18 protein-coding genes and 1 tRNA gene are annotated in these 17520 nt (G+C 63.8%); 15 read left to right on the forward strand and 4 right to left on the reverse strand.

The features are described from left to right. The first annotated feature begins 7 nt into the window (after window positions 1-7). The 5 genes from EN850_RS22140 (at window position 8) to EN850_RS22165 (ending at window position 6995) form a co-directional block, all read left to right on the forward strand. Window positions 8-1876: an extracellular solute-binding protein gene (locus EN850_RS22140; RefSeq protein WP_136092238.1), complete on the forward strand. Its 1869-nt coding sequence runs from the start codon at window positions 8-10 to the stop codon at window positions 1874-1876. Between the two features lie 279 nt (window positions 1877-2155). After that, entirely contained in the window at window positions 2156-3250 is a 1095-nt protein-coding gene (locus EN850_RS22150; protein WP_135862143.1) for a microcin C ABC transporter permease YejB, read from the forward strand. Further along, entirely contained in the window at window positions 3250-4395 is a 1146-nt protein-coding gene (locus tag EN850_RS22155; RefSeq protein ID WP_127870712.1) for an ABC transporter permease, read from the forward strand. The genes EN850_RS22150 and EN850_RS22155 overlap by 1 nt, the downstream gene beginning before the upstream one ends. Beyond that, on the forward strand, window positions 4392-6023 hold the full coding sequence (locus EN850_RS22160; protein WP_127278435.1) for an ABC transporter ATP-binding protein: 1632 nt from the start codon (window positions 4392-4394) through the stop codon (window positions 6021-6023). Before EN850_RS22155 ends, EN850_RS22160 begins: the two co-directional genes overlap by 4 nt. A 30-nt stretch (window positions 6024-6053) precedes the next feature. After that, window positions 6054-6995 (forward strand): glyoxylate/hydroxypyruvate reductase A, encoded by a 942-nt coding sequence (locus tag EN850_RS22165; protein ID WP_127278434.1) that lies wholly within the window; start codon window positions 6054-6056, stop codon window positions 6993-6995. A gap of 7 nt (window positions 6996-7002) precedes the next feature. Here the strand turns inward: EN850_RS22165 and EN850_RS22170 are convergent, their stop codons facing one another. The 3 genes from EN850_RS22170 to EN850_RS22180 all read right to left on the reverse strand — a co-directional run bounded on the left by EN850_RS22170 (window position 7003) and on the right by EN850_RS22180 (window position 8947). Next, window positions 7003-7536 (reverse strand): AAA family ATPase, encoded by a 534-nt coding sequence (locus EN850_RS22170; protein WP_136092239.1) that lies wholly within the window; start codon window positions 7534-7536, stop codon window positions 7003-7005. Window positions 7537-7569: 33 nt separating this feature from the next. Then, a complete protein-coding gene (locus tag EN850_RS22175; protein WP_127278432.1) occupies window positions 7570-7929 on the reverse strand; it encodes a hypothetical protein in 360 nt (119 codons plus the stop codon). Window positions 7930-8029: 100 nt separating this feature from the next. After that, a complete protein-coding gene (locus EN850_RS22180) occupies window positions 8030-8947 on the reverse strand; it encodes a methyltransferase domain-containing protein (protein WP_127870711.1) in 918 nt (305 codons plus the stop codon). 152 nt (window positions 8948-9099) lie between these two features. Between EN850_RS22180 and EN850_RS22185 the strand changes: the two genes are divergently transcribed. Then, window positions 9100-10110: a ligase-associated DNA damage response exonuclease gene (locus tag EN850_RS22185; RefSeq protein WP_135882905.1), complete on the forward strand. Its 1011-nt coding sequence runs from the start codon at window positions 9100-9102 to the stop codon at window positions 10108-10110. A 241-nt stretch (window positions 10111-10351) separates the two neighbouring features. After that, complete coding sequence (locus EN850_RS22195) at window positions 10352-11950, forward strand: cisplatin damage response ATP-dependent DNA ligase (RefSeq protein WP_136092241.1); 1599 nt, start codon at window positions 10352-10354, stop codon at window positions 11948-11950. 36 nt (window positions 11951-11986) lie between these two features. On the opposite strand, the gene EN850_RS22200 is transcribed toward EN850_RS22195, so the two are convergent. After that, window positions 11987-13141, reverse strand: a complete 1155-nt coding sequence (locus EN850_RS22200) for a hypothetical protein (RefSeq protein WP_136092242.1) — start codon at window positions 13139-13141, stop codon at window positions 11987-11989. Between the two features lie 288 nt (window positions 13142-13429). Here EN850_RS22200 and EN850_RS22205 point away from each other — a divergent pair. The 8 genes from EN850_RS22205 (at window position 13430) to EN850_RS22240 (ending at window position 17380) form a co-directional block, all read left to right on the forward strand. Next, window positions 13430-13505, forward strand: a tRNA-Thr gene (locus tag EN850_RS22205). 708 nt (window positions 13506-14213) lie between these two features. Then, entirely contained in the window at window positions 14214-14423 is a 210-nt protein-coding gene (locus EN850_RS22210) for a hypothetical protein (protein ID WP_127275158.1), read from the forward strand. Between the two features lie 148 nt (window positions 14424-14571). Next, entirely contained in the window at window positions 14572-14760 is a 189-nt protein-coding gene (locus EN850_RS22215) for a DUF2158 domain-containing protein (protein ID WP_127275157.1), read from the forward strand. 176 nt (window positions 14761-14936) lie between these two features. Next, entirely contained in the window at window positions 14937-15389 is a 453-nt protein-coding gene (locus EN850_RS22220; RefSeq protein ID WP_135930297.1) for an acid-shock protein, read from the forward strand. A 45-nt stretch (window positions 15390-15434) separates the two neighbouring features. After that, complete coding sequence (locus EN850_RS22225; protein ID WP_127870707.1) at window positions 15435-15971, forward strand: RNA polymerase sigma factor; 537 nt, start codon at window positions 15435-15437, stop codon at window positions 15969-15971. A gap of 113 nt (window positions 15972-16084) precedes the next feature. Continuing rightward, window positions 16085-16537 (forward strand): hypothetical protein, encoded by a 453-nt coding sequence (locus EN850_RS22230; RefSeq protein WP_127275154.1) that lies wholly within the window; start codon window positions 16085-16087, stop codon window positions 16535-16537. Next, window positions 16534-16989, forward strand: a complete 456-nt coding sequence (locus EN850_RS22235) for a periplasmic heavy metal sensor (RefSeq protein ID WP_127275153.1) — start codon at window positions 16534-16536, stop codon at window positions 16987-16989. The genes EN850_RS22230 and EN850_RS22235 overlap by 4 nt, the downstream gene beginning before the upstream one ends. 109 nt (window positions 16990-17098) lie before the next feature. Continuing rightward, window positions 17099-17380, forward strand: coding sequence for a hypothetical protein (locus EN850_RS22240; RefSeq protein ID WP_127275152.1), 282 nt, complete (start codon window positions 17099-17101; stop codon window positions 17378-17380). Window positions 17381-17520: the final 140 nt, after the last annotated feature.

Here is a 17520-nt window from a genome sequence, read left to right on the forward strand (position 1 = left end):
GCAATCGATGACGGCCCTGCCCCGCCGCGACTTTCTCGCTCTTGGCGCAGCTGCCACTGCCGCCGCCTTGTTGCCGGGCAAGGCTTTCGCAAACATTGCCACCGGGATCAAGCTGCACGGTCTGTCCGCCTTCGGCGACCTCAAATACAAGCCTGATTTCACTCATTTCGACTACGTCAATCCGGACGCGCCCAAGGGCGGCCAGATGAATTTCGCGCCGCCCAGCGCAACCCTCAATCAGAGCTTCCTGACTTTCAACACACTGAATTTCCTGGTGTTGAAAGGAGAGGCGCCGCCGCGCGCCGAACTCTGCTTCGATTCCCTGATGGCAAGCGCGCTCGATGAGCCGGATGCGGTCTACGGCTTGCTCGCCGAGTCCGTCACGCTGTCGCAAGGCCGCAACGGCTTCCGCTTCGCGCTTCGGCCGCAAGCGCGTTTCCATGACGGCTCGCCGCTGACCGCCGAAGACGTTGCCTTCGCGCTGAACCTTTACAAGGACCAAGGCCACCCGAACCTTTCCAAGGCGCTGCGGCATATGACGGAGGCGGTCGCGGTCGATCCCGTCACCCTTGCCCTGACCTTCAATGGCGAACAGTCCGCGCAAAACATCCTAGCGGTCGTCGGAATGCCGATCGTGTCCAAGGCCTTTTATACGGCCAACAATTTCGATGCCTCAACGATGACACCGCCGCTTGGCTCGGGGCCCTACAGGATCGGACGCGTCGCGGCCGGACAGACTGTCGAATATGACCGCGTGGCCGACTATTGGGGCCGCGATCTCCCGGTGAACCGCGGTCTGTACAATTTCGACCGTATCCGCATCGACTTCTATCTCGACCGGCAGGCGGCATTCGAGGCCTTCAAAAAGGGCGATACGCATTTTCGCGAGGAATTCACCGCGCGTGTCTGGGCGACCGGATACGACTTTCCAGCGTTGAAGGACGGCAAGGTCGTCAAACGGGAATTTCGCGGCGAAAAGACGCCGGACATGCAGGGCGTCGCGCTTAACCAGCGTCGCCCGCAATTTCGCGACGAACGGGTGCGACGAGCGATCGCCAGATGCTTCGATTTCGAGTGGATGAAGCGGGCGTTGTTTTACGGCTCTTACGAACGCGCTCAATCGAATTTCGAACGGTCGGATTACAAAGCCGAAGGCCTGCCCTCGCCTGAGGAATTGGCCCTGCTGGAGCCGTTCCGAGCCGAGTTGCCGCCAGAGGTCTTTGGTGAAGCCGTAACGCAGCCCCTCTCCGACGGTTCGGGCCATGACCGCAAGCAGCTGGGCGAGGCTTCGCGGTTGCTTGCGCAAGCCGGCTGGAAGCGCGCGGGCAGTTTCCTCGTCAACGACAAGGGTGAGCGGCTGCGGGTTGAAATGCTGGCGGAGGATGACGGCATCGTTCGCATCTACACTCCGTGGTCCGAGAATATGAAGGCGATCGGAATCGACGCATCGATCAGGCAAGTCGATTCAGCGCAATATGAACAGCGGCAGAGCGATTTCGACTTCGATCTCAACATGCTCCATTGGTCGATCGGAGCGACACCGACTGATGACGGGCTGGAAATGCTCTATGATTCCCGGATGGCTGACACACCGGGGCAGCGCAATTATCCGGGCACGAAAAGCAAGGCCATCGACGCGCTGATCGTGGCGGCCGGCAAGGCGCAAAGCCGCGCAGAACTCGTCACGGCGCTGAGAGCGCTCGACCGGGTCTTGCGCGCGCGGCTAGACTGGATTCCAACATACTATCTGGCGAATCACCGCGTCGCCTATTGGGACATGTTCGGCTTTGTCGAGCAGAAGCCCGATTTCGGCTTTCCGGTAGAGGCGCTGTGGTGGTTCGATAAGGGCAAGGCGGCAAAAATTGGCAAAGGCTGAATTTCTTGCGGGCGTTGGCGCTGCCCCTCACCTGCCTGCCGGCATCCTCTCCCCGTATAGTGACGGGGAGAGGGGTGCTCTGATCAGTGATTTCGCCAACTACAAGCGTCGCGATAAGAGCGCCGAGATCATGGCCAGCCCCTTTCTCCCCGTCCCTATACGGGGAGAAATGTCCGGCAGGACAATGAGGGGCGGCGCCGGCGTCGACAATTGGCCTGAAGCGACTGCCTTGGGGGTGCCGCCGGACACGGTGGCTCTCCCTGAGGAGGATACCATCTGATGGGCGCCTATATACTGCGCCGCATCCTTTTGATGATCCCGACGCTGTTCGGCATCATGGCGATATCCTTCGCCGTCATCCAGTTCGCGCCTGGCGGGCCGGTCGAGCAGGTCATCGCCAAGCTGACCAACCAGGGCGGCAGCGACCGCCTCGGCGGTGGCGGCGGCGATGCGGGCGGTTCCAATTTCGACGCGGCCGGCGACGTCAGCTCGAAATATCGCGGCGCCCAGGGTCTCGATCCGGAATTCATCAAGAAGCTGGAGAAGCAGTTCGGCTTCGACAAGCCGCCGCTCGAGCGCTTCGGCATGATGCTGTGGAATTATTCCAGGTTCGATTTCGGCAACAGCTATTTCCGCGATATTTCGGTGCTCGACCTGATCCTGGAGAAGATGCCCGTTTCGATTTCGATCGGGCTCTGGATCACGTTATTGTCCTATCTGATCTCGATCCCGCTCGGCATCCGCAAGGCGGTCAGGGACGGCACCCCCTTCGACGTCTGGACCAGCGGCGTCGTCATTGTCGGCTATGCCATTCCGGGCTTCCTGTTCGGCATTCTTCTGATGGTGCTGTTTGCCGGCGGCTCGTTCTGGGACTGGTTCCCGTTGCGCGGCATTGTCTCCGACAATTGGGATCAGTTGTCGTGGCCGGCCAAGATCGCCGACTATGCCTGGCACATGACCTTGCCGCTGACGGCGCTGGTGCTGTCGGCCTTCGCCACGACGACGCTTTTGACCAAGAACTCGTTCCTGGAGGAAATCCGCAAGCAGTATGTGGTGACGGCGCGCGCCAAGGGCCTGTCGGAACGGCAGGTGCTTTACGGCCACGTCTTCCGCAATGCCATGCTGATCGTCATCGCCGGCTTCCCCGGTGCCTTCATCTCGGCCTTCTTCACCGGCTCGCTGCTGATCGAGAATATCTTCTCCCTCGACGGGCTCGGCCTGCTCGGCTTCCGGTCGGTGGTCGAGCGCGACTATCCCGTGGTTTTCGCCAATCTCTACATCTTCTCGCTTCTTGGCCTGTTCATCGGGCTCCTGTCCGACCTGATGTACACCTGGGTCGATCCGCGCATCGATTTCGAGCGGAGAGACGTCTGATGTCGGAGGCAAGCGTTACCGCCGGTGTCTTGCCGGAGCGGCTCCCACGGCCGTTCCTGTCGCCGCTCAACAAGCGCCGCCTGCAGAATTTCAAGGCCAACCGGCGCGGCTACTGGTCGCTATGGATCTTCCTCATCCTGTTCGTGCTGTCGCTGTTTGCCGAATTCATCGCCAACGACAAGCCGATCATCGCTTCCTACAAGGGCGAAATCCTGTTTCCGGTGATGGTCGCTTACCCCGAAGAAAAATTCGGCGGCTTCTATGCGGTCACGGATTACCGCGACCCGGTGATCCAGGACGAAATCAATGCCCATGGCTGGATGATCTGGCCGCCGATCCGCTATTCCTACCAGACCGTCAACAACGCCATCCCGGAAGCGGCACCCGCCAAGCCGTCCTGGCAATACGACGCCAAGACGCGCTGCAACCAGTATCCGCAAGGAGCCGATGACCCAGCCTGCAATGTCGGCAACTGGAACTGGCTCGGCACCGACGACCAGGCACGCGACGTGCTGGCGCGCGTCATCTACGGCTTCCGCATTTCGGTGCTGTTCGGCCTGATCCTGACCGCCGGCTCGGCTCTCATCGGCGTTGGGGCTGGTGCCTTGCAAGGCTATTTCGGCGGCTGGACGGATCTGCTGTTCCAGCGCTTCATCGAGATCTGGTCGGCCATTCCGGTGCTCTATCTGCTGCTCATCGTCGCCGCCATCCTGCCGCCGGGCTTCTTCATCCTGCTCGGCCTGATGCTGTTGTTCTCCTGGGTGGCGCTGGTCGGGGTGGTGCGGGCGGAGTTCCTGCGCGCCCGCAACTTCGAATATGTCAACGCGGCGCGCGCGCTCGGCGTACCCAACCGCACCATCATGTTCCGGCATCTGCTGCCCAACGCCATGGTGGCGACATTGACCTTCCTGCCCTTTTTGCTGAGCGGATCGATCTCGACGCTGACCTCGCTCGATTATCTCGGCTTCGGCCTGCCGCCGGGTTCGGCCTCGCTCGGCGAATTGCTCAAGCAGGCGCAGCGCAACCTCAACGCGCCTTGGCTCGGCATATCCGGTTTCGTCGTCATCTCGCTGATGCTGTCGCTGCTGGTTTTTGTCGGCGAGGCGACGCGCGACGCCTTCGATCCGCGCAAGACGTTCAAATGAGCGGAGCGCCCTTGCTCAGCGTGCAGGACCTCAGCGTCGCCTTCAGCCAGGGCGGCGGCCAGTCCGTTGCCGTCGACCACATCTCGTTCGACATCGCCAGGGGCGAGACGGTGGCGCTGGTCGGCGAATCCGGCTCCGGCAAATCGGTCTCGGCGCTGTCGGTGCTGAAGTTGCTGCCCTACCCCAGCGCCAGCCATCCGTCGGGCAAGATCCTGTTCCAGGGCGCCGACCTCTTGGCCATGAGCGAGAAGCAATTGCGCCAGGTGCGCGGCAACAAGATCACCATGATCTTTCAGGAGCCGATGACCTCGCTCAATCCGTTGCACACGATCGAGCATCAGATCGTCGAAATCCTGAAGCTGCATCAGGGCATGGGCGACCGTCCGGCCAAGGCGCGCACGCTGGCCCTGCTCAACGAAGTCGGCATTCGCGATCCGCAAAAGCGGCTCGACGCCTATCCGCATCAGCTTTCGGGCGGCCAGCGCCAGCGCGTCATGATCGCCATGGCTCTCGCCAACGAGCCGGAACTGCTGATCGCCGACGAGCCGACGACGGCGCTCGACGTCACGGTGCAGGCACAGATCCTCGAACTGCTCGCGGGCCTCAAAAGCCGCAAGGGCATGTCGATGCTGTTCATCACCCATGACCTCGGCATCGTGCGCAAGATCGCCGACCGGGTCTGCGTGATGACCAAGGGCAAGATCGTCGAGACCGGCCCGACCAAGGACATCTTCGCTAACCCGCAGCACCCCTATACACGCCACCTTCTGGCCGCCGAGCCGAAAGGCAAGCCGCCGGCCGCCAATGCCGACGCCAAGCCTGTCATGACCGGCAAGGACATCAAGGTGTGGTTCCCAATCAAGCAGGGCTTCTTCCGGCGCACGGTCGATCATGTGAAAGCGGTCGACGGCATCGATGTCACGGTGCGCGCCGGCCAGACACTCGGTGTGGTCGGAGAGTCCGGTTCCGGCAAGACGACGCTCGGCCTGGCGCTGGCGCGCATGATCTCGTCGACCGGAACCATTCAGTTCAACGGCCGCGACATCAACCAGCTCACCTTCAACGCCATGCGGCCGCTCAGACGCGAACTGCAGATCGTCTTTCAGGATCCGTTCGGTTCGCTCAGCCCGCGTATGTCGATCGCCGAGATCATCGAGGAAGGCCTGAAGATCCACGAGCCGAAACTGTCGCCCGACGAGCGCGACGACAAGGTCGCCGCCGTGCTGAAGGAAGTCGGCCTCGACCCGGCGACCCGCAACCGCTATCCGCACGAATTTTCCGGCGGCCAGCGCCAGCGTGTCGCCATCGCCCGCGCCATGGTGCTCAACCCGCGCTTCGTCATGCTGGACGAGCCGACATCGGCGCTCGACATGAGCGTGCAGGCGCAGGTCGTCGATCTCCTGCGCAATTTGCAGGCCAAGCACGACCTCGCTTATCTCTTCATCAGCCATGACCTCAAGGTCATCCGGGCGCTGGCCAATGACGTCATCGTCATGCGCAACGGCCAGATCGTCGAAGCCGGCCCTTCCGAACAGATTTTTGGAAATCCGCAAACCGACTATACTCGGGCGCTGATCTCGGCCGCCTTCAAGATCGAGACGGCTCCGACAGGCGCGGTCAGCGAGTGATCCGCACAAGGAAGGATTGAACGAACCGCGATGGAAAAAGGCCGTATCCTGCTTGCCGTCACCGGCTTTCATCCGCAACGCTGGCGCGACCTGTTGTCGGCCGAGCGCGAGGTGGTGCTGGAGCCGGACGGCGCCAAGGATCCTTCGATCACCTACGCGGTGGTGTGGAAGCACAAGCCCAATTTGATGTCGTCGCTGCCCAATCTGCGCGCCATCTTCTCGATCGGCGCAGGCGTTGACCATATCTTCGCCGATCCCGGCCTGCCCGACGTGCCGATCGTCAAGGTCGTCGCCGACAACCTCACGCAGTACATGACCGAGTACGTCGTCTGGCGGGTTCTCGACCATCACCGCCAGGGCCTGCTCTACCGGTCGCAGCAGCTGAAGAAGACCTGGCACGAGCCGCTGCAGCGGCCGGCCGGCGACATTTCCGTCGGCATCATGGGTCTCGGCAGCCTCGGCCGGGCCGCGGCCTCGGTGCTTCTGTCGCTCGGCTTCGCGGTCAATGGCTGGTCGCGCAGCGACCGGCCGATGAAGGGCGTGGCGACCTATTCCGGCGAAGCAGGCCTTATCCCATTCCTCAATGCCACCGACATTCTGGTGGTGCTTCTGCCGCTTACTCCAGACACGCAAGGCATCATCAATTACGGCGTGCTGAAGGAGTTGCGCAAGCGCAACGGCCTTGGCGGCTCGGTGCTGATCAATGCCGGGCGTGGGCGCCTGCAGAAGGACGCCGACATCATACGGGCATTGGACGACGGTACGCTGAAGGAAGCGAGCCTCGACGTGTTCGAGGTCGAACCGCTGCCGAAGACCAGCCCGCTGTGGACCCATCCGAAAGTGTTCGTGACGCCCCATGCCGCGGCGACCTCCGATCCCGTGCACCTGGCGCCGACCATGCTGCGCCAGATGGATGCTTTCGAGCGCGGCGAAAAGCTCGACAATCTGGTGGACCGCAAGGCGGGATATTAGCAGGGCGTTACCCTCCTCTGGGCAAGTCCCACTCCCGGAAGCATTCCTTGATTGCCCGGACCGACGACAGTTGCAGCTTCGGCAGATCGATCTGCTCGAACATTGTCCGGTATCTCCGGCGATTTTTCGGCGTGGTCACGGCGATGTGGTGGATCATATCCCATTTGATGCTGTCGCGCCCGCCTTCCAAGCCCCCGCGCCTCTCCCTCTCGAACAGGGTTCGCCTGAAATAGCGCAACAGGCTTGCGGAGGTGGAGATGTCCAGCAGGATCAATCCCGTCGCCCGCTGGAAGCGTTGCGGCATGCAAACCGAGTAGTTTCCGTCCATCACCCACCGCTCGCCAGCGATCGCGGCCTCATGCAAGGCAATGAACTCGTCCCTCGGACGCTGCACCCAATCCGTGTGGGGCAGGTGAAAGAGCAGATCGAGATGAATGGGTGTCAGGCCACGCTTGCGCGCGATCGCGTCGGCGAGCGTCGACTTGCCGCTGTTGGACGGCCCAAGGATACAGATGCGGTCGCCGAGGTCCGAGAGGTTCACCGGACGGAGCCTTGCTAATGGACGGTTGGATTATCAGCCAGGCAGAGCGAACTTCTTCTGCTTGTCCGGCTTGCCGCAGTCGCGGCGATCGATGGACCGGTTCATGGCGTCGATCTCGCCCGACGCCTTGTCGCTGTCGCGCTGGGCCTTGGAGCGCATGTCGGGCGTGAACGGACCGAAGCCCATGGCGGGATTGGAGAAGGTCGGCTTGGCGGTCGTCGGGAGATTGTATTGCTGCGCCAATCCGTTGCGCTGCGCCAGCAACTGATCGCATGGCACGCTGTCATATTGCAGCGAGGATTCGATGTTGGCATCCTGCCGCTCGGACGCTGAATTGCCAACGCAGCCGGTGGTTGCCAGGCAAGACGCCAAGATCATCATGTTCCAGCGCATCGAACTGCTCCTCCTGGTATCCCGCCCTGATGCGACCAGATCGCAAATATCAGTCGCGCACGCAAATCGGACTTTTTCGGAGCAGTGCAAAGAGCTGGCCTCACACGGCCTGAGCTTTCCGTGCCACGACGGCCAGGCCTTTGACAGGCTCTCGGCGATCCCAGCGGATGGTTGTCGGTTCCAGCGCGACGATCGAGAGACCGTTGGCCTCGAGGGTCCGTCCGACATAGCCATCCGAATGGGCGTAGCGCCGCGACGGCTGCAGCGCGAAGTCGCCGCCATCCACGAGGCTCTCGACGGAAAAGGCAAACAGGCCGCCCTCGGCGAGCAGGCCGGCGACCGCTGCCACCAAACCTTCGAGCCCACCGATGTAAATCAGCACGTCGGCTGACGTCACCAGATCGGCCTTGCCGCCCGAATAGGAAAAATCCTGCAAATCCGCTTTTGTCAGCGCGTCATAGATATTTTTTGCCCGCGCCTTCCTCAGCATCCTTGCCGAGATATCGACCCCCTCCAGCCGGTCGACGATCGGCCTCAGCCTCTCGCCCATCAGTCCGGTGCCGCAACCCAGGTCGAGCGCCAGGCGGAAGCGGCCCGGCCTTGCCTTGCGGATGGCAGCGTCGAGCACCTCGGGCAGCCGGTAGTCGAGCTTGCCGACCAGCGTCTCCTCGAATGTCTCGGCATAGTGGTCGAACAACGTCTCGACAAAGGCGCTGGGCGGCGCGGTGGAGGCCGGACCTTTGCCGATCAGCTGCAGTTTGAGCACCGCGCCCTGGCGATCGGCCGGATCGAGTTTCAGCGACGTCGTCCAGGCCTGCGCCGCAAGGTCGAGCCTGCCTGATGCCTCCTGCATCTCGCCGAGGCGAAACCAGCCCATTGCCCATTGCGGCGCCAGTTCCAGCGCGCCGAGCAGCAACTCGGCCGCCGCAGTGTGATCGCCGGAGACAAAGAGCATTTCGGCATAGTCTGCACGGCGATCGGCGTTCGGGTCGCCCGACGAGGTCTGAAGCGGTTTCATGATGATGGTTCCACCGGCAGGGTAGCCGGCCGCCCATCTCTGTAGAGCAAAGCACGCCGAAGCTGAACCGAATTGAGCAGGCTTTGCCCGGCGAGTCAGCAGTCTCGGGCAACAGGCTTCCCGCGGCGGAATTATATCCTATCTTGAGGGTCATGCGCGCCAGCGACCTGCTTCATCCCCGGCCCGAGGGCCTCTACTGCCCGCCGGGCGATTTCTTCATCGACCCGGTACGGCCGGTGAACCGGGCGCTGATCACGCACGGCCATTCCGACCATGCGCGTTCCGGCCACGGCTCGGTGCTTGCGACACAGCAGACGCTCGACATCATGGCATTGCGCTACGGCGAGGATTTTGCCGGGACGACGCAGGCAGCCACGCTCGGCGAGACGATTGCCCTCGACGGCGTCAGCGTAAGCTTCCACCCCGCCGGTCATGTGCTGGGGTCGGCGCAGATAGCGGTCGAACACCAGGGCAGGCGTATCGTCGCCTCCGGCGACTACAAGCGTCAGAAGGATGCGACCTGCGCGCCGTTCGAGCCGATCCGCTGCGACGTCTTCATCACCGAGGCGACTTTCGGCCTGCCGGTGTTTCGCCATCCGCCCGATACGGAAGAGATCGCCCGGCTGCTGAAATCGGCAGCGCAATTCCCGGAGCGCTCGCATCTGGTCGGAGCCTATGCGCTCGGCAAGGCACAACGGGTGATGCGGCTGTTGCGCGACGCCGGTTACGACAAGCCGCTCTACATCCATGGCGCGCTGGCCAGGCTCAGCGAATATTACCAGAGCCAGGGCATCGACCTCGGCGAACTCGAGCCGGCGACGGTGGAGAGCGGCGGCAAGCAGGATTTCGCCGGCGCCATCGTGGTCGGCCCGCCATCGGCCTTCGCCGACCGCTGGGCGCGGCGCTTTCCCGACCCGATCTCATGCTTCGCGTCGGGCTGGATGCGCATCCGCCAGCGCGCCAAGCAAGGCGGCGTCGAGCTGCCGCTGATCATCTCGGACCATGCCGACTGGGACGAACTCACCGCCACCATCAAGGAGACCGGCGCCGAGGAAATCTGGGTCACGCACGGCCGCGAGGAAGCCCTGGTGCGCTGGTGCGAATTGGAAGGGATAGCGGCCAGGCCACTGCATCTGGTGGGCTATGAGGACGAGGGCGATTAATGCAATACAGTTCGCCAATTGTCCCTGACGAGCCCTACGGCGCCCCCCTCTGGCCTGCCGGCCATTTCCCCCACTTGTGGGGAGATCAGATGTTACGCCGGCTTTCGCCAATCGCTGATGTTGGGGGAGATGAGCCGGCATCGCATCTGCCAATCTCCCCCCTCGTGGGGGAGATGTCCGGCAGGACAGAGGGGGACGCGACGGGACGCGACGCCTGCCGATTGGCGAGGTTTCCCTCCCCATGAACCGCTTCGCCGAACTTCTCGACCGCCTGGTGCTGACGCCGTCGCGCAACGGCAAGCTGACGCTTTTGACCGACTATTTCCGCAGCGTCGAGGATCCCGACCGTGGCCTGGCGCTGGCCGCGATCACCGGCGATCTCAAAATTGCCGCCGTCAAGCCGGCCATGCTGCGCACGCTGGTCACCGAACGCATGGACCCGGTGCTGTTCGGCTATTCCTACGACTATGTCGGCGACCTCGCCGAGACGGTGTCGCTGGTCTGGCCCCAACCGCCTGGCAGGATCGCCAACCGCGAGCCGACGCTTGGCGAGGTGGTGGCGAAGCTACAGGCGGCAAGCCGCTCCGACGGGCCGAAGGTGCTGACGGGGCTGCTCGACAGCGCCGGCATCTCGGCGCGCTTCGCCATCATCAAGCTGGTCACCGGCGGGCTGCGCATCGGCGTCTCGGCGCGGCTGGCCAAACAGGCGCTGGCCGATTTCGGCAACGTCGACGTCGCCGAGATCGAGGAGCTCTGGCATGGGCTGTCGCCGCCCTACACGGCACTGTTCGCCTGGCTGGAAGGCAAGGCCGAAAAACCGCGCAACACGGCGCTGGCGCTGTTTCGCCCGGTCATGCTGTCGAACCCGGTCGGCGACGGCGATCTCGAAAAGCTCGATCCCGCCGACTATGCGGCGGAATGGAAATGGGACGGGATCCGTGTCCAGGCGGTGGCCGAAGGCGGCATCCGCCGGCTCTATTCGCGCACCGGCGACGATGTCTCGGGCGCCTTTCCAGACCTCGCCGACGCCATGCACTTTTCCGCCGTACTCGACGGCGAATTGCTTGTCGGCGATCCGCGCGAGGCGACGGGAACCTTCTCGGACTTGCAGCAGCGGCTGAACCGCAAGACGGTGACACCGAAGATGCAGCAGCAATATCCGGCCTTCATGCGCTGCTACGACCTGCTGCAGGTTGGTGAAGAGGATCTGCGCCCACTGTCCTTCCGCGAGCGGCGCGGCCGCCTGGAAGCCTTCATCGGGACGCTCGACCCCAGCCGCTTCGATCTCTCCCCCTTCGTCGACTTCGCGGACTGGCAGGCGCTCGAGGACCTGCGCCGCGCGCCGCCGCATCCGATCATCGAAGGGGTGATGCTGAAGCGCTGGGATTCGCCCTATGTCGCCGGTCGGCCGAAGGGGCCGTGGTTCAAATGGAAGCGCGACCCGCACACGGTGGACGCCGTGCTGATGTATGCCCAGCGTGGCCACGGCAAGCGTTCGAGTTTCTATTCGGACTACACGTTCGGCGTCTGGTCCGGGAACGAGGGCGCGGAGGAGCTGGTGCCGGTCGGCAAGGCCTATTTCGGCTTCACCGACGTAGAGCTGAAGCAGATCGACAAATATGTCCGCGACAACACGGTCGAGCGCTTCGGACCGGTGCGCTCGGTGCGCGCCGACCGTGACAATGGCCTGGTGCTGGAAGTCGCCTTCGAGGGGCTCAACCGCTCGACTCGGCACAAATCGGGTGTGGCCATGCGTTTCCCCAGAATTTCACGGCTGCGCTGGGACAAGCCGGCCAACGAGGCCGACCGCATAGAAACCCTGCAGGCGCTGCTCGACTGATAGGCACCGCCGGTATGTCGGTCGCAACGATACAATTCAAGGCTCGATCGAGACGCGAATCTCATAGACGTTGACCGCCTTGCCCTGCTTGTCGAAATCGGAATTGACGGCGATGGTTCCGGCCGAACCCGGATGCTTGTCGGGAAACTTCACGTCGAACAGATATTCGTTTTTCTGCTGGCCGACCGCGTAACGCTTGCGGCCGCAGTCGCCGAGTTCGCCGAAATTGCAGTCGACGGAGATCTGCGTGTCCTTGCCGTCCTCGGCCCGGGCGATGATGTCGAACACGGCGTGCTTGCCGGCGAGTTTTTCCAGCACGCCCTGCCCGACGTCGAAGGCGATCGCCGAGCCGGAGGCGCCGGACTGGATGCGCAGGAACGGCCCGCTGTCGTCCTTCATCACCTCGGCCTTGGCGTCCGACGGCGCGGCGACATGGCTCGGGTCGGTCGGCGAAAACACATTGATCCAGTCGTGCGACTGATCCGCGGCACCGGGCTTTGCCGGGGCGTTGGCGCCGTCGGCCGGGGTGAAATCGTCGTCCTCGACGGTCGGCGGCGCTTCCGGCGGCGCGGTATTAAGCTCGGCCGCCGACTTGAACACACCGGTCTGCATGGCGAAAAACAGGCCGATGCCAACCGCCGCGAGCAGCGTCACGGTGAAGAAAATGGCGGTCAGCGGCAGGCGACGTCCGCGAATGCGCCGCTCATCGCGGTCTGGCGCCACTTCCGTCGGGGCTCCCGGCGCGGCGGGAGCCCACATGTCGATGGTCGGCGCACCGGGCAGGGTCGCATCCGGCATGATGTCGGGAACGACCGGCAGCACGCGCGAGCGCGGTGCATCGGAAGCGGGCTGCACGGGGGCGTCGACGGAGACTGCGGGCGACGGCACCCTCGGGCCGGCCTCGACCGCAGGCGCCGCACCAACCTCGGCCTCGCCCGCCGGCGCGTCGATCGCGTCGATCCGCGGGGCAACGCCAGGCACCGCCGGCAGGTACTCGGATTCGATTTCGGTGATTTTCGCCTGGATAGCCTTGCGGCGCTTGATGGCGACTTCCACGGTCACGCCGGGATTGGCCTGGAGCGCACGGTCGAGCGCGGCGAAGGCCGAGCGATAGACCCTCTCGCGGAACGCGCGGTCCTCGGCATTGCCCTTTTCCAAGGCGTTCCGGATCGCTTTTTCGATCGCGTCCAAGCGAGATCCCTCTGCTAATTGCCACAAGCTTTCATGATGGTTAGCGGCAGGCGACCAATCAATCAACGGGCGGGCAGCCGCATTCTGCCTTGACGGGCCGTCCAAAGTCCATCTTCGCGATGTTCCGGCAAACAAAATCGGAATATGTCGGCGATTCCGGCATGCAAGGGCGCTGGAGCCCCGGTTTCGATCGCGGCGGGACGCTTGCATGATTTGCCAAGTCGCATCTTGAATTCGCGGCCGGTTGAGTCTATCACCCTGCCCATCTTGGAGGCCTTGGCCTCCCGGGCCGCTTTAGCTCAGTTGGTAGAGCACATCATTCGTAATGATGGGGTCAGGTGTTCGAGTCACCTAAGCGGCACCAGTTTTTTCAAACCGATGGTCGAAGCGGCTTGGGTGCGCGAAAGATGGCCCGAATTCCGGCCGTTTGCCTTTTGCCAGGCCGGGTAGTCGTGCGACTTGCGGATACCCGCCCGCAACCAAGCCCACCACCATTCGTTGGTTCAACGCTGGGTGGATCCCCAGCGACTTCCTGACTTGCCCGCCAGTCTCTGGCGGGCTTTTTGCGCTCGCTTGACAACAACCGCCGGCCGCAGGCAATTTGCGGTCTTGAGGGATCAACGGGGGAATATCCATGAAGAAGACCTACGAGAAGCCTGAATTGAAGAAGCGCGATCGTCTGGCCAGCGTAGCTGCGCAAATCGCCCCAATATCCGGCCCGGTAGCCGGGTGACGAGGACGGGGCGTCTTCCCGGCGCCCGTGCCTGATCGCCATCACAAATGGTCGTATAATCGCCCGTCGACCTCGGCCGACGGGTTTTTGCGTTTAGGAAGGCGATGGGGACGCTGTCTTCATCCTGCCGATCAGTCTTCATCCTGCCGATCAGTCGCGAGGTCCTTCCGGGCCTGGAACAGAAACGCGCTGACAAGCGAGCGGTCCGGCATTTTCAAATCTCAACAACAAATGATGGATATCGCATTTCTATTTTTTTGAAACAGGCGCCTGTTTTTTGGAACAGACGCTTGGGTCGCACATTTCCTGCCGATGGTTCCACGGACAGGAGGTTTTAAATTGCCAAGGCGTGTCGACAAGGAAAAGCTGGCAAGAGCGGACCGCGAGGCGAGGCTGGTGCTGGATGCCGAGCGCCACGCCAGGGATGCCAAGACAGCCCGCCTGAGGGAGCAGAGACTGCAGCAGGAGGCCTTGGCGGACAAGCCTCCGCCTGCGCGCCAACGGGAGCCGGTCAGGAAGCCGGCCCGGCGTGTGATCGAGGCGGACTGATCCGCGGAGGCCTCCCGCTTCGCCCCGAGGGCGCCGTCCGCGATGCCCCCCGCGTTGCCGCATGAGACAGTGGCCCAAAAGACCCGTATGCCATTGTCGGGACACCGGTTTTGGTATGAAATGTCAGGTGTCAGCATGGGAGGTCCAAATGCCCAACACTTTCAAGACCGGAGACGTCGTCAAGCTGAAGTCGGGAGGCCCGAAGATGACGGTCAGCGATGGCGCCGCTTCCGGCATGTATCTGTGCCACTGGTTCAATAAAGAGGGCGATGTGTGGACCCCTCAGCATGCCGGCTTCAAATCGGATCAGCTGGTAGCCGACGATCACTCGGCGTAATCCAGACGCGCCGGACGAAGTGCTTTGCCACTTCTCCTGCCGCCGCCAAAGCCCGGCATTGCGGCAAGCGCGTGATCGGCATCGGCGACCGACGGATTTCTCCGATCGCTGCGTTTAACGGTTGAAGCGTGACCCTGGCATTGGGCCATGGCATGCGCCAACCGGAGACGTGAAGCATGATACGCCGTTCGATCCTTGCCGCTGCCTTGAGCCTGCTGACCACCGCGGCTCTGGCCCAGACAGCGACAGAACCACCGGCCGCCACGCCACCCGCGGCCACATCCCCCGCGGCCACATCCCCTACTGCCCCATCCCGCACCGCCAAGTCCGACATCACGCTGGCCAAGTTCCAGAAGCGGCGGGAGAAGGCGATCATGGCCGCCGACACGGACGGCGACGGCAAGATCAGCCTCTTGGAGTGGGAGGCCTTCCGGGCCAAACGCAACGTCAAGGGCGATCCCACCAAATCCTTCGCGCGCATCGATTCCAATCATGACGGCTTCATCGACCGGGCCGAGCTCGATGCGTTGTTCGCCAAGCGCTTCGCCAGGCTGGACAAGAATGGCGACGGCATTCTAACGGCCGACGAGAGGCCGGGCCACAAATCCGCTCCCAAGCCGGAGCAATGACCAAGAGGCTATGACGCGTGATGGACATCGGGAGTGCGCCAGCCGATGAGCGCCGACCCGGACGAGGAGTTGGTTCGCCGCGTCGGTGCCGGCGAGCCGGAGGCGGTGCGGTTGCTGGTCGCGCGCAAGCTGCCGCGCATCCTTTCGCTGGCCGTGCGCATGCTGGGCGACGCGGCGGAGGCCGAGGATGTCGCGCAGGAAACCTTCATGCGCATCTGGCGTCATGCATCGGGCTGGCGGCGCGGCAATGCACGCTTCGACAGCTGGATCCACCGCGTCACGCTCAACCTCTGCTACGACCGGCTGCGCCGGCGCCGCGAATGGGTGACCGACGCGGTGCCGGACATTGTCGATCCCGCCCCGCTTCCCGATGCCCGCGAAGAGCCGCATCGGGTCGAGCAGGCCTTGCAGGCAATCGCACCACGCCAGCGCGAGGCGATCATCCTGGTCTACTACCAGGAGATGTCCAACATAGAGGCGGCCGCGACCCTGGAGATCAGTGTCGATGCCTTGGAGAGTCTGCTGTCGCGCGGCCGGCGGGCGCTGCATACGATCCTGGCCAGGGATGGTGCCCATGACTGAGAAAGGCGCGATCATGATGCGAAGCATTCACCGTACCTCGCGAGCGTCCGGTGGCCAGGTCCCGGGAATCCAACCGCCCGGACACGCGGCGCCAATCGGCAAAGGATAGACTGATGTCTGATGGGTCGAGGAACGAACCGGCAATGGATGCCGAGCGCTTTGCGGCTCTGGCGGCGGCCTATGGCGGCGATCTGCGGCGGTGGCCGCAGGCCGATCGCAGGGCCGGAGCGATGTTCGCCGCCAGCGAGATGGGCGCGGTCATATTGGGCCACGCCGGGAAACTCGACGCCCTGCTCGACAGCTATGCCGTCAAGGCGCCCGGCGCGGCGCTGCACGGCAGCATCCTGCGCACCGCCGAGCGGCACCTTGTCAAGCGCCGGCGCCAACTGGTCTGGTGGCTGGGTCTGGGCCTTGCCGGCATTGGCCTGGCGGGCGCGGTGGCCGGGTTGGCCCTGGTGACCATCGTTACTCCAGAGGTTCCGTCCGACCATTATGTGCTCGATGCCAATGCGACGGCGTTCGGCGATGCCGGGCCCGACGGCGAAACAGTCGGGGAGGACCTATGAGCACGGGCCGTAAGCTCATCATCGCGTCGGTGGCGCTGAATGTCTTCCTGGCCGGGGCGCTTGCCGGCGGGGCCGTCTGGGTAAGAAGCGGCAAGCAGGGCCAGGGCTATTCGCTGGAGGCGGCCGGCGGCCGTCTTCCCGACCAGCAGCGCATGCTGTTCCGCAAGGCATTGCGCGAGGTTCGCCGCGAGTCGCGCGACATCATCCTCGACGGCCAGCAGGCCAGGCGCGAGGCGGCGGATCTGTTGCGGCAGCCCGTCCTCGACACGGCGGCGCTGTCGGCGGCCCTTGAACGGGCCCGCAATGCCGACATCACCCTGCGCACGCGGCTGGAGCAGCGCATCACCGAGTTCGCGGCTGCAGGCTCCGCCGAGGCGCGCGCCGTGCTGGCGGACGGGCTGGCCAGGCGCGCCGGGCCGCAGCCGAAGGCGGAGCCAAAAAAATCACCGTGACGGCCGACGGAAAGCGCCCGCAGGGCCGTTTAACCGGGAGAAGGGCAGACCTGCCGGCCCCATCGGTACGAACAGGTTTTCATTCTCGGACAACATTCGGAGTAACGTCATGAACCGTCTGACACAGTATGCGGCAGCAGCCGTCCTCGCCTTGACCGGAACCGCGGCAACCGTCGCGACCTCCGCCGCCATGCCGATGGTGGCGCAACCGGCCGCGCCGGCGCTGATCGAGCATGTGGCCTGGGGTTGCGGACCCGGCTGGCATCCCAATCCCTGGGGGCGCTGCGTTCCCAACCGTGTCGTGGTGTATCCGCGCTACCGCTATTGGCACGGCCCGGCCTATTACGGCTGGCATCCGCACCGCCACTGGCACCGCTGGCATCGCTGGTAAGCGTGCGGGAGGGCCGGGCGGCACCCGCCCGCCCGGTCGCCTGTCCCCGGTTTGAGCCGGGGAACAGCCCAATCGGGCGTCGCGCGCCTCGCGTGAGATCCAATCATGGAGCGCTGACATGGCCGTCGCGACCAAAAGGC

Origin of the sequence: Mesorhizobium sp. M8A.F.Ca.ET.207.01.1.1, from assembly GCF_004794715.1 — a bacterium.
In the GTDB taxonomy this organism is placed as follows: domain Bacteria; phylum Pseudomonadota; class Alphaproteobacteria; order Rhizobiales; family Rhizobiaceae; genus Mesorhizobium.